Annotated in this window: 12 protein-coding genes and 2 pseudogenes; 5 read left to right on the forward strand and 9 right to left on the reverse strand. The window is 64.8% G+C overall.

Annotated elements, in window-relative coordinates:
• A pseudogene (locus tag A5777_RS21280) lies at nucleotides 1-219 on the reverse strand (IS256 family transposase); the annotation flags it as partial.
• A 61-nt stretch (nucleotides 220-280) separates the two neighbouring features.
• On the opposite strand from A5777_RS21280, the pseudogene A5777_RS21285 reads away from it, so the two are divergent.
• Nucleotides 281-883, forward strand: a pseudogene (locus A5777_RS21285) (ISL3 family transposase); the annotation flags it as partial.
• A 231-nt stretch (nucleotides 884-1114) separates the two neighbouring features.
• Here the strand turns inward: A5777_RS21285 and A5777_RS21290 are convergent.
• On the reverse strand, nucleotides 1115-2602 hold the full coding sequence (locus A5777_RS21290; RefSeq protein WP_064864381.1) for a hypothetical protein: 1488 nt from the start codon (nucleotides 2600-2602) through the stop codon (nucleotides 1115-1117).
• A gap of 93 nt (nucleotides 2603-2695) precedes the next feature.
• Entirely contained in the window at nucleotides 2696-2938 is a 243-nt protein-coding gene (locus A5777_RS21295) for a hypothetical protein (protein WP_064864383.1), read from the reverse strand.
• Between the two features lie 82 nt (nucleotides 2939-3020).
• Here A5777_RS21295 and A5777_RS21300 point away from each other — a divergent pair, with 82 nt between their 5' ends.
• On the forward strand, nucleotides 3021-3980 hold the full coding sequence (locus A5777_RS21300) for a GlxA family transcriptional regulator (protein WP_064864385.1): 960 nt from the start codon (nucleotides 3021-3023) through the stop codon (nucleotides 3978-3980).
• On the opposite strand, the gene A5777_RS21305 is transcribed toward A5777_RS21300, so the two are convergent.
• From A5777_RS21305 to A5777_RS21325, 5 genes are all read right to left on the reverse strand, one after another.
• Complete coding sequence (locus tag A5777_RS21305) at nucleotides 3981-4520, reverse strand: hypothetical protein (protein ID WP_064864435.1); 540 nt, start codon at nucleotides 4518-4520, stop codon at nucleotides 3981-3983. It abuts the gene before it with no gap.
• 44 nt (nucleotides 4521-4564) lie between these two features.
• A complete protein-coding gene (locus A5777_RS21310; protein ID WP_064864387.1) occupies nucleotides 4565-5041 on the reverse strand; it encodes a Dps family protein in 477 nt (158 codons plus the stop codon).
• Between the two features lie 151 nt (nucleotides 5042-5192).
• Nucleotides 5193-5624 (reverse strand): organic hydroperoxide resistance protein, encoded by a 432-nt coding sequence (locus A5777_RS21315; RefSeq protein WP_064864390.1) that lies wholly within the window; start codon nucleotides 5622-5624, stop codon nucleotides 5193-5195.
• Nucleotides 5625-5791: 167 nt separating this feature from the next.
• Nucleotides 5792-5917, reverse strand: coding sequence for a hypothetical protein (locus tag A5777_RS25710; protein ID WP_269447018.1), 126 nt, complete (start codon nucleotides 5915-5917; stop codon nucleotides 5792-5794).
• A 135-nt stretch (nucleotides 5918-6052) separates the two neighbouring features.
• A complete protein-coding gene (locus tag A5777_RS21325) occupies nucleotides 6053-6511 on the reverse strand; it encodes a Fur family transcriptional regulator (protein WP_156529450.1) in 459 nt (152 codons plus the stop codon).
• Nucleotides 6512-6558: 47 nt separating this feature from the next.
• Here A5777_RS21325 and A5777_RS21330 point away from each other — a divergent pair, with 47 nt between their 5' ends.
• The 3 genes from A5777_RS21330 (at nucleotide 6559) to A5777_RS21340 (ending at nucleotide 10971) form a co-directional block, all read left to right on the forward strand.
• Nucleotides 6559-8439, forward strand: coding sequence for a CocE/NonD family hydrolase (locus tag A5777_RS21330; RefSeq protein WP_231895154.1), 1881 nt, complete (start codon nucleotides 6559-6561; stop codon nucleotides 8437-8439).
• A gap of 178 nt (nucleotides 8440-8617) precedes the next feature.
• The gene (locus A5777_RS21335; protein WP_064864396.1) at nucleotides 8618-9634 is read left to right on the forward strand and encodes an isopenicillin N synthase family dioxygenase; all 1017 of its coding nucleotides are present in this window, start codon (nucleotides 8618-8620) and stop codon (nucleotides 9632-9634) included.
• Nucleotides 9631-10971 carry an amidohydrolase family protein gene (locus A5777_RS21340; protein WP_064864398.1) on the forward strand — a complete coding sequence of 447 codons (1341 nt, stop codon included), beginning with the start codon at nucleotides 9631-9633 and terminating at the stop codon, nucleotides 10969-10971. Before A5777_RS21335 ends, A5777_RS21340 begins: the two co-directional genes overlap by 4 nt.
• 75 nt (nucleotides 10972-11046) lie before the next feature.
• Here the strand turns inward: A5777_RS21340 and A5777_RS21345 are convergent, their stop codons facing one another.
• The gene (locus tag A5777_RS21345) at nucleotides 11047-12219 is read right to left on the reverse strand and encodes an EAL domain-containing protein (RefSeq protein ID WP_082933788.1); all 1173 of its coding nucleotides are present in this window, start codon (nucleotides 12217-12219) and stop codon (nucleotides 11047-11049) included.
• Between the last annotated feature and the right edge of the window lie 165 nt (nucleotides 12220-12384).

Raw genomic sequence — 12384 nt, forward strand, 5'->3', positions numbered from 1 at the left:
TTTCAGCCCACGTTCGAGGGCGAGTTTGATCAGACCCGGAATTAGGCCACCGTCCCCGGTGATCTGAACCTGCCCGGTATCGATCTGGGCCAACAACTCATCGACCATGCCCGAAGCCGCCAACGCCTCGGCCACCTCCGCAGTCGAACGTGGCTCGGCCAGCTCAGGCAACTGATGATCGTCGTGGCCCTGCTGCTTGTCGTCTAACGCCATGCTCATAGATCTTCCTCTCACTGATGAGCACTGGACTTACACAGACCATCTGACACCCCCACGGCTCTCCGGGTATCGCACCGCGACCGCTGAAACCCTGGACAAGGCGCGTGCGGTGATGGATCCGTTTCATGTGGTGCACTTGGCCGCCGACAAACTCACCGTGTGTCGTCAACGCGTGCAACAGGATACGTGCGGACACCGCGGCCGCACCGGGGACCCGCTCTACGGAATCCGCCGCCCCCTGCTCACCCGAATCGGCTTGTTGACCGACAAGCAGAAGACCCGCATCACCAACGGCCTCGAAGCGCGTGAGGAACATCTGGCGGTCGCGGTCACCTACGCCGTCTATCAGGACCTGATCGACGCCTACGACCAGCCGCACAAGCGTGACGGGAAGATCGCGATGTACAAGCTGCTCAAACGCATCCATACCGGCGTGCCGAAAGAACTCGCCGAACTCGCCCAACTCGGCCGCTCGCTGTGGGCTCGACGGACCGAGATCCTGGCCTACTTCGACACCGGTGCCTCCAACGGGCCCGTTGAAGCGATCAACGGGCGCCTGGAACACCTACGCGGGATCGCGCTCGGCTTCCGTAACCTCAACCACTACATCTTGCGGTCACTCATCCACTCCGGCGGCCTGGCAGAACGCCTACACGCACTCTGAATCAGGAAGAGCCCATTCGGCAGCGGAATTGAGCGCACGACAAAGCGGCCGAGACTCTACGGAGCCACAGCCGAACGCCCACCGACCCAGCGCGGGCTCAGAGGTCTAATGTCCACTGCTCACTTTCATGTTCAACGTAACCCACTCAGCTTCGAGGAGATCAGGACCCCTCGAATCCGACACAAAAAGTGAGCCATCGCGTCACGAAAGCAACGGTTGCGATTCGGCGGCCTACTGGAACGAGACGAAGAATGGACTTGGCTCCACATTCATCGTCTGCGCAGGAGTGAGCATCGGTGTGTCCTCGGTATAGAAGTTCTTCCACCCCATCACGACGTTCGGCGGCAGATCGACCAGAATTCGCCGCCATGTGTTCATCTTGACCGAGGGGATCCCGTGTCCGTCGGCATGGATGACAGTCTGCAGCTCCGGTCGTGTCGTCACGATCTGTCGACGATTCGCGAGCATGTCGGTATCGAACTCGTGCAGCACGAACAACTTCTGCGGCAACCGACGCTCACGCGTCAGCCGGGCGAGCCAGTCCGACGTCGCGTTGACCTCTGCGGCTCCGACCGAACCGATCTGGGTGAGGTGCACCTGGTCGGGCTTGAGCCGCCATTCGGGGTCGAGCGCGAGTCCGACATGCGGCATCGCCAGTAGATCTGCGTAGCGCTTGGCCTGGGTCAAGAAGTTCATCCGTCCGGGCTGCAGGTCCAACGTGACGTAGACGCCTGCCCTGCCCGCGGCCTCGACCCACGGTCGAATCTGCGCGGGATCGATCATCGAGGTGTACGCGCCGCCGTCGCCCGGCGACGCCGACGCGACCGTCACGATGATCTCGAAGGCAGGCACCACCAGTTCGCGGCTCACCCGTTGGTATTGCGCCGCGATGCCCTTGACCCGCGCGATCGTCGCAGCAAGGTCCTGGCGGCCGAGTGGTCCGAGCGACGGCGCGCCGGGAGAACCGTATAGCGCCACCATGCGCCTTCCGGATGCCACGAGTTGCCCGCCGCCCGGGATCTCCGGCACGGTGACCGCCTGCTCGACGTTCCTGGCGAACGTCGGGGTGTCGCCGAACGCCCGTCCCAGAGCGATCACGGGAACCGTGCCGCGTGCTTCGCGCAGTGCCCGCACCGACTCGCTACTCGCGCGCGGGTCCGGCACTGCGACGTCGACGAGTCGTGTTCCGCCTGCCGCCGCGGTGGCGGCCAGGTCGGGGTCGAGCGGCCCCGCTGCAAAGACGACCGGCCTCGGACCGCCGGGGGCCGGGTTGCCACGCAACCGGGTGAGTTCGTCGGCGTGCGCTGTCGAGAATTGCGTCGTCGAGAGTTGCGCTGTCGGGTGAAGGCCTGTGTCGCCGGCGCCGACGACCCACACCGACCGTGTGCCGAGTCGACGCAACTCGGCTTCGACGCCTGAGCTGGTCGCCGGGCGCGCCGCGAAGACCGGGACATGCTTTGTCGCTGCGGTCTCGGAGATCTGTTTCCAGTCCTCGCCGGTAGCGGAGTCGGTGACCACGATGGCGTCACCAGAACTGCGAAATAGCTTGCTGCTCAATGAAATTGCGGGAGTGCCCGGCACATCGACAACCTGCGGCCCGATCGCCGGGGTGGCGAAGATCGCGACGTCGGAGATACGCGGGACCGTCGATGCGGCAGTGAGGAGCGCGATCACGACGAGTGCCGCCAGGAGGGCGACGGCTCGTCCGCGTGAGACCACCGATGCGTCACTCCCCTCGCGATTGCCTACGACCCGTGCCGACGTGCCTTACCAACGTAACAACCCCGTGCCTGCCCGATCCCATCCGGTTCGTCACGCGGAGTCGCGCCGATGCAGCCGCAGCACCGACAACTCGTCGGCGATGCGTTGCGCGTCAGCGTCGGCCGACGGTGTCACCGAGCCGCGCGCCCAGTCGCCGTGTCCGTCGGAGTGATCGAAGCCGAACGGTATGGCAGGCAGCTCGCGGTCCCAGTGCACGCGGATGACCGCGTAGATGACCGGAACCACAAAGACCAGGACGAGAAGGACCAGGAGGAGAGCGTCTGAGAATGTCATGTCAGAAATTATCTGCCCGCTCAAATTCCGCCACCAGTGGCACTAAAGCCAACGTTCGACAATTTGCTGCCATACTGGGTACGTGCTCAACAAGGTGGCAGCGATCCTGCACGGCAACGTCGCACTCTTTGAATTCGGCGTGCTCAACGAGGTGTTCGGCCTCGATCGCACGGGTTACGGAGGCCCGCCATTCGACTTCCGCATCTGCGCACCTGACCCCTCCCAGCCGCTCAGTATCGGCAACGGCGCGAGCATCGTCGCAACGCATGGACTCGACGCCGCGCGCGACGTCGACCTCGTCGCAATCCCGGGCGGCAGCACGAGTGGCGAGTACCCCGAGGAGGTCCTCGACACCGTGCGCGCTGTCGTCGACAACGGCGGGCGGGTCCTGACAGTGTGCTCGGGCGCTTTCGTCGCGGCGGCTGCCGGACTACTCGACGGCCGCCGCTGCACCACCCACTGGGCCTACGGCGAGAAACTCGCGCGCATGTATCCGGCGGCCCGCGTCGACACCGACGTACTGTTCGTCGACGACGGTCCGGTCACCACCAGTGCCGGCACCGCGGCGGGCATCGACGCCGCGCTGCATCTCGTCCGCGAAGAAATCGGGCACGAGGCAGCCAATCTGATCGCGCGACGCATGGTGGTTCCACCGCATCGCGACGGCGGTCAACGACAGTTCGTCGACACCCCGATCCCCGAGTGCGGCTCGAAGGGCTTCGCCGAGATGCTCGACTGGCTCGTCGAGAACCTCGACCGCGAGGTCCGGGTCGATGAGATGGCCGCCCGCATGCACATGTCGCCGCGGACCTTCGCCAGACGCTTCGGCGACGAGGTGGGCGTATCCCCGCACAAATGGCTCACCGAACAGCGCGTTGCGCACGCGCGTCGGCTACTGGAGACCACGTCGCTGCCGATGGAACAGATCGCCACGCAGGCGGGATTCGGGTCGGCGACGCTGCTGCGTCACCACTTCGCATCAGCGGTCGGCGTCTCACCCGCGACCTACCGTCGACGCTTCGCCGCCCAACAGGCCGGCTAGCTAGTCGTCGCTCTTCGACGCCGTGTCAGGAGTCGACGCCTTTTCACGAGTCGATGCTTTTTCAAGAGTTGTCGAGGCAGTCTCGGTGACAACCAAGTCATCACCTGTCGGCGCGTCGTCGTATGACTCACTGAAGGAGACGCGCGGGGTGGTGGCGACGTGGACCAGCGCGAGTACGCCGTAGACGATCGCGGCAATACCGAAAAATGCCGCCAGCACCACAGCGGCGATGTGTACCGCGCCGAGCACCACTCCGTCTCCGCGCGATGCGACGGCTCCGACCGCGCTGAGCACGGCAGCGAGAAGGGCCCACGCCGCGCCGCGCAGACGCGGCGTCACGATCGATGAGTAGAACAGCCGCTGATACAGCGTGACCTCATACTCCTCGACGGCCGCGAGACGGACCGGATCGCCGTCGGCGAGCTCACGCAGTTCACGCGCCAAACCCGCGGCGCGAGCCAGTCGATCGGCTTCGCGCTCGCGGGTTCGGACATATGCGATGGTCGCGACCGTGGCTGCAACGAGCCCAAGGCCGACCATGACCCCCAGATCATTCACGCACTAGACGCTACAGCGCGGTCGTCTCACGCGATCTGCGCTTGCCACATCCAGTGGAGTTGCTCCAGCTTCGCGGCGAACGAGATCAGCAGATCCTGGGTGACCGGATCGGCCTCTTCCGTCTCGTCGATCCGCGTACGCAGACCGGCGATCACAGCCTTGAGGTTCTCGACGATCGACGCGATGACCTCGGTGTCGGACGTCCAACCGTCGCCGAATCCGGTGGTGCCCGCCGTCTTGGCGACGGTCTCGGCCCGACCGTCGGGCGAGACGCCGATCGCGGTCGCACGTTCGGCGGCCTGATCGGTGAACTCGCGGCTCACCGTGACCAGCTCGTCGAGCTCGAGGTGGACCGAACGGAAGTTCCGTCCGACGACGTTCCAGTGAGCCTGCTTGGCTACCAGAGACAGATCGATCAGATCGACAAGGGTCTGCTGCAGCGCGTTGCCGGTGATGGTCTTCTGCTCATCGGTCAGGGTGCTCGTGATCGGAGTGTTCGTCATTGTGTGACTCCTTCTCTTTCGCTGCCGCCCGTAGGCGGACTTGAATGCTGCCGCCGGGTGGGCGGACTTTCGCACTGCCGCCGGTAGGCGGACTTGTGGTGTGCCCGGCGCCGGGCTGTGGCGCCGGGCTCGCAACGGACGCGTCAGTTGCTCAGACGCGAACCGTCAGGTTGTGGGCGATGTTGCCCTTTGTCGCCTTCGAGTAGGGGCAGAAAGCGTGCGCGCCCTCGGCGAGTTCCTTCGCCTTGGCTTCGTCGACGCCGGGGATGTAGGTCTCGATGTCGGCGACGAGTCCGAACCCGCCGTCGGCCGGGTCCTTGCCGATGCCGATGGTGACGGTGACCGTCGAGTCGTCGGGAACCGGCGAGCCCGCGTTCTTGGAGGTCGCACGCAGTGCTCCGAGGAAGCAGGCCGCATAGCCCGCCGAGAAGAGTTCCTCGGGGTTGCTGCCTTCTCCGCTGCCACCGAGTTCCTTCGGTGGGCGCAGGTCCAGATCGATCTGTCCGCTGGCGGATACGACCTCGCCGTCGCGGCCGCCGCCGGTCGCCGTGGACGAAATGGTGTAAGCGGGTTCGATGGCCATGTGTGTTCTCCTCTGTGAATGGACACTGCTACGTGAATGGATACTGCTGTACAGATGGATACTGCTGTCTAGATGGAGACTGCCTGAGATGTGGTACTTCTTTGTCTTACAACAGCTCTCGCGAACGTGCTGTTCCGAGATCGCACATGTTCAGCGAGATTTCAGTCTCAGAGTCCTGCTCGGACGCCCGATTCGACCTTCTTGCCCAGATCCTCGTCGACGTTGCGCCAGTACTCGAACACCCGCGATAGCACAGGCTCGCTGACACTGTTCGTGGTGGTGCGTGGTGTCATCTCCGAATCTCCTTCGTGGACGGGGCTGTTCGCACTGAGGTCGGTTCGCGAGCGACGGCGGCGTCGCCTCGCTCCCTGCTTCCGCTGTGGCGGGCGGGCCACGGCGGCTGAAAACGCTTTCGTAAAGGGTTGGAATCAAACAGGTTTCGGAATCGACGGTGTGGAGTTCGACGCGGCTGCGCGACAGCGCGGGCACTGCCCCCAGAACGTCACCTCGGCCTCGTCGATCGTGTAGCCGTGGTCATCGTCGGGAACCAGACAGGGAGCCTGTCCGACGACGCAATCGATGTCGACAATCTCGCCACATGTACGACAGACGAGGTGGTGGTGATTGTCTGCGGTGCGTGTCTCATAGCGCACCGCAGAACCTGCAGGCTCGATGCTACGGAGCAATCCGCTCTCCGTACATGAACGCAGCACGTCGTAGACGGTCTGCTTCGACACGCCCCCGAGCTGCTCCCGCACTCCGCGGGCGACGAAGTCGGCCGTCGAATGCGGATGCGCGGCCAAGACCTCGAGCACCGCGAGACGGGGGGCGGTGACCCGCATCCCCGCGTCACGGAGCTGTCGTCCGAGGGCCTGTCGATCCTGCATGAGCATCATCGTAACAGCTAAATTGGACTCGGTCTAGTTTTTAGATCATGTCCATCGTTGGTCATGCGTGCAGTGAGTCGACGAAACGATTACTGATTCCCCACGGCAACTGGCATGCTCTCAGGGTGTCTGGACTCTTTGGGGGATTCATCCGCTCGCTCGTCGTCAGCACGCTTGCCGTACTACTGGGCGCGGTCGGCGCTGTCATGGCGCCACCGGCGCATGCATCCGACTCCGTCACGGTGACTACGCTGCATTTCGACGTCACGCACAACTCGGGACCGCGCTGCGACGTGATCGGTGATCTCTATGTCCCGCACGGTGTTTCGTCAGCGAAGCGTGCGCCTGCGATCTTGACGACCAACGGTTTCAGCGGCAGCAAGGACGATCAGGCACCGCTGGCACGCATGTTCGCCGCGCGCGGTTACGTCGTACTCGCCTACTCCGGACTCGGGTTCGGCGGATCGGGTTGCCGCGTCACGTTCGACAGTCCGACCCCGGACGGCGACGCCGCGTCGCGACTCGTCAGCTATCTCGGCGGCACGAACGGCATCGCCTTCCGCGACGCCGCACACACGACGCCCGCACCCGTACTCGACGTCGTCCAACGCGACAGCGTCGACCATCGGGGCGCCCACAGCTCCCACGATCCGCGCGTCGGAATGATCGGCGGCTCCTACGGCGGCCACATCCAGTTCGCCGCCGCCTCGGTCGATCCGAGGATCGACACGATCGTGCCGATGGCGACCTGGAACGACCTGTCGTATTCGTTGTCGCCCAACAACACCGGCCAAACGGTCGGTGTCAGTACGCCGACACAGGGTGCGGTCAAGCTCAACTGGAGCGCCACCCTGGTCGCCGGAGGACTCGTCTCCGGTGTCCAGCACGCGGCTGTCGACCCGCAACGACTTGCAGGCTGCCCCGACTTTCCTGCGGCAGTGTGCGACGCGCTTGTCCAATCGGCCACGACCGGAACGGTCGACCCGTCGATCCTTGATGAATTCCGACGGGGCTCGGTCGCCTCGTTCCTCGATCGCATCACAATCCCCACACTGCTCGTGCAGGGCGAACAGGACACCCTGTTCACTCTCCGAGAAGCACTGGCCACCCACCGCGGACTGTCGGCGAGAGGCGTCCCCACGTCGATGATCTGGTTCTCCGGCGGACACTCGGGATCGCCCGCTCCCGGCGACCTCTCGTCCGACAAGCCCGATCCCGATGGCCAGTACGTCATGCATCGCGCCACGGCGTGGCTCGACCACTATCTGAAGGGAACCGGTACCGGCACCGGCCCCGCCTTTGCCTACTTCCGCAACTGGATCGACTATCGCGGCATTGCGACCCCCGCCTATGCGACGGCCACAACTGTCGACGTAGGCAACCGCGAGGAGTTCGCCCTCTCCGGGGTGAACGGCCTGGTGCCCTCCTCGTCGACGCCGCGTCGAGGCACCGCACGGCTGACCACGCCACCCGCAGGACTGCCGACCTCACACGACAAACCCGACGCACTCGGACTGATCAGCGCTCCCGAGCGCGACGTCGCGGGCACCTTCGCACAGTGGGACACCGCTCCGCTGCCTGCCGCCATCGATGTAGTCGGAGCACCGACGCTGCAGTTGCGTGTGCGAGCACCGAAGACGAATAGCGCGGCTCTCGCCGACCAACTCGTGCTGTTCACCAGGCTTGTCGACGTCGATGCGGCGGGAGTATCAACAACAGTCGGCAATCTCGTTGCTCCGGTGCGGATTTCGAATCCCAACCACCCGGTGACCATCACGCTTCCCGCAGTCGTCCATCGCTTCGGCCCCGGCCACCGGCTACGGCTCGTGGTCTCCGGAGGATCGACGAACTACCGCGGCGGTATGCGCCCGACCCCGGTGTCGATCGATGCGGGCCCCGAGCAGACCCTCCGACTCCCGGTCGTCTGACCTCGCCCGTCGCCGGACTCTCGAGTGGCGCAGCCGCTCCGCCTGTCGTATCGTCATTCTTACGAGATCACGTGTAGCAACGGGGAAGAGTCCCGATGTTCGCGTCCGTGGCGGCCCTTCTCTCGGGTCCCGCGTCGAAAAGCGCACGCGATCTCATTCGTGAAGAGAGAACACACCCATGAGCAACACCACCACTCCGGCTACCGCCTCCGCTGACTCGTACGCGATGACCGAACTCAATCGCGAAGCGCAGATGGGCGGTGTGGGCACCGAGACCACCGACCGCGAGGTCCGCCGCATCAGCCTTGCCGACTTCGAGCAGCGTCGCGCCCAGATCGCCGACGAACTCTGGTCCGCCGCAACCGATATCGGCTTCTTCCAGATCGTCGATCACGGCATCGACATGGCAGAGGTCAACCACGCCTTCGAGATGTCGGCCAAGTTCTTCGAGCTACCTCGCGACGTCAAGGAGCAGTTCCCCCTCAAGAAGGGCCAGAACGCCGGGTGGGAGTTCTCCAGTCAGGTCCGCCCGTCGGTCGGCACGCCGGATCAGAAGGAGTCCTACCAGCTCACCCTCCCCCGCATGGATGGTCTGTGGCCTTCCGAAGAGGAGCTCGCCGGATTCCGGGCAACGCTCCTCGATTTCGAGCACAAGTGCTGGAAACTCGCGATGGACATCCTCGGCTGCTTCGCGGAGAAGCTCGGATTCGACCGTGAATTCTTCACTCGCGCACACGATCCCAGCACCGAGACTTACCAGAGCACACTTCGCCTGCTGCACTACTACGCCTTCCCCGACGCCATGCTCGACGAGCCGAACGTCTGGCGCGCAGGCGCTCACACCGACTTCGACGCCTTGACGCTGCTGTTCCAGCGTGCGGGCCAGGGCGGCCTCCAGGTGCTTCCGGGTGCCGAGGCCTCCACCCAGGCGTGGACTCCCGTCGAACCATCCGACGAGGCGATCACCTGCAATATCGGCGACATGTTGATGCGCTGGTCCGACGACAAGCTCCCGTCGAACTTCCATCGTGTGCGCGCACCGCGTCGTGGCGAATACACCGGCCCGCGTTACACCATCGCCTATTTCGCGCAGGCCAACACCGATGCCCTGATCGAGAGCGCCGCGGGCAAGTACCCGGCGATCACCGGCGGCGACTACATCGCTCAGCGCATCGCCGCGAACTTCGCCAAATGAGCGACACTGTGGTCGCGGGAGAACAGTCGAGCTCTGTGTTCTCCGACGTCGCCGTGTACACGGGCGGCATCTGGCTCGAGCATCAGGATGTTCGCGTGGTCGGCGGGGTCGTCGAATCGATCTCACCCCACGCTTCGTCGACAACTGCTGCGGCTGAATCAATTTCGACCGGCGGCTATCTGATCCCCGGTTTCGTCAACACGCACACCCATCTGCAGCAGTCACTGATGCGCGGCATCGCCGAGTGCACACCACTGCTCGAGTGGTTGCTTGCGGTCGGCGAGGAGTCGGTCGCCATCACACCCGAGCGTGCATACACGGCGGCCGTTGCGGCAAGTCTGGAGATGCTGCGGTCGGGCACCACGACCGTCGTCGAGCACATGTGGCCTCACCCGTCCACCGAGGTCCACGGCGCAGTGATCCAGGCTTTGCGCGACACCGGGATTCGCGCGGTTCTCGGCCGCGGCGTCGCCGATCGGCCCGATGCCACGCGCAAGTGGGGATTCGAGCCGCGACTGATGCAGCCGCTCGACGAGGTGCTCGACCATGTCGAGCACCTGCGCGAGCAGACTGCAGAGTCGACGATCAGTGTGGCACTTGCCATTCCGAATCCGCGATCGGTCACCGAGTCGGGGATGGTCACACTGCGCGAGTTCGCTCAGGAACGCGACATGTCGGTGATGATCCACCTACTCGAAACACCTACCGATGATGTGATGTGTCTCGAGCACGCGGGACTCGGCGCGGTCGAGTACCTCGACTCCAACTACTTCCTGTGGAACAGGCTGCTCGCGGTGCACTGCGTCGAACTCGACGATGTCGGACAGTCGATCCTCGCCGAACGCGGAGTTGCGGTGTCGCACAACCCGTTGTCGAATATGCGGCTCGGTAGCGGTATCGCGCCGATCCCCGCGATGCTCGACCGCGGAGTCGACGTCGGACTCGGTGTCGACGGCGCGGCGAGCAATGACACACAGGACATGCTCGAGACGTTCCGTATCGGAGCGTATCTACAACGCGCGGCACACAAGCGCGCCGATCTCATGGGTTTCGAGACGATGCTCGACATCGCTTGTGGCGGAGCGAATGTGGCGCTCGGTCTGCCCGAGGTGATCGGCGGCGTGAGCGTTGGCGCACCCGCCGACCTCACCCTGGTCCGGTTCGACCGCGACTACGCGACGTTGCCGGTCCGCGATCCCGGAGCGTCGCTCCTGACCACCGGGTCACGCTCGATCGTCGACGTCGTGATGGTCGACGGCGACGTGGTGATCGCAGACGGTCGGAGCACTCGCATCGACGAGGCGGAGTTCACCAAAGAGGTTGCGTGCCTGTCCTAGGACATGAAGGTTCTACGTTGCGTGGGGCCTGGAGGTACACTTTTGCACCTCTGGATCCCACGCAACTCGCCGGAGTCAGCTGAAGCGAGACAGCACGCTGTGGACCGCCTGCGTCACGGTGAGCCGGTCGAATGACTGCACGAAGTCGAAGGTGCGCTCGAGGTCGGGACCGTCGTCGTGCTGATCGCGTGCCGAGAGCAACGCGGCGAAGTGAGGCCCGAGTATCGCGACCGTCCACTCGTTGACGAGATCGTCGTCGGCGTCGAGCGGTGCATGCCTGACGTTGCCGTCGACCATGTGTGACAGTCCGACGCCGTAGACACCGGCAAAGCCCGTGACGTCTGCGAGATCGCGCCACCGCTGTGACGTGGTGTCGGTGAAGTGCTGCGCATGCTGGAACGTGCCGACGACGATCATCGCCTGTCCCGCGGCGGCGGCCTGAGCTTCGAGCGCTTTACTCATCTCGACGAGCAGTCGCTTGGTTCCGCGGCGCGGCTCCTGCATGACGGACGCCAGCGCATACGGGGTGTCGGCCGACGACGCGGGGCTCGACCACACCGGCACCTCGGGGAACGGCACCACCTCGTCGGCCGGGAGCTCCGACGGGTTGGCGACAGCCGGGTAGAGCCGTCCGGTCCCGTAGTTCGCACCGATGGTCCTCGCTGCCGAGCGCGACCGCTCGTCGTGGATTCCCTCTGCGACGACGACGGCATTGCTGCGTTCGACGTGCGCGGCGAGCGCATGTGCGACCTCGGCCATGTCGGGTTCGGTGGCAACCGACAGCAGCTCTGGTCCGGTGATGATCACGTCTGGCTCGATGAGCGGGAGCACCGAAATCGCATGCGGGTCAACACCTACGCCGTCGACGCAGATCACCCGTCCACGGCTGCGTGCCTCTCTCACGGCACCCAGTGTCTCGTGCGGGCGGTGCAGGAGCTGCGCGGGCGATACCGAGAAGACCAGGCGCTGCAGGGTTGCCGGTGTCAGCAACGCGTCGAGTTCGTGCTGCGGGATGGAGTCCATGTCGACGGTGACGAGCACCGGGAGGATCTCGGCGAGTTCCGCGGACTGCGGGGAGCCGGCGAACACCATCTTCTGCTTGTCGAGTGGCGCCTTCTGCTCCATCAGGCGTGCGGCTCGGCGCAGTGCCTCCGCTGTGCCCATCGCGCTTCCGGCCAGACCTCGAACCTGCAATTCGACAGCGGCGAGCGCACCGTCCGACAGACGGCGAACCGGCGCGAACTGCATGACCACCTCCATCGACAGATCGTCGGCAGCCAACACCGACGAGTGGTAGGTGGATCGTCGAGAAAGGCGCGCCATCTTCTCAGCTAACCATTCATTTACGTATTAGGCGAAAGTCATCGTCGCCGCCAGCCCCGACACACCCGCCGTGATCTTCTCGTGACCAGG

The sequence above is a fragment of the Gordonia sp. 852002-10350_SCH5691597 genome (assembly GCF_001665715.1).
Taxonomy (GTDB): Bacteria; Actinomycetota; Actinomycetes; order Mycobacteriales; family Mycobacteriaceae; genus Gordonia; species Gordonia sputi.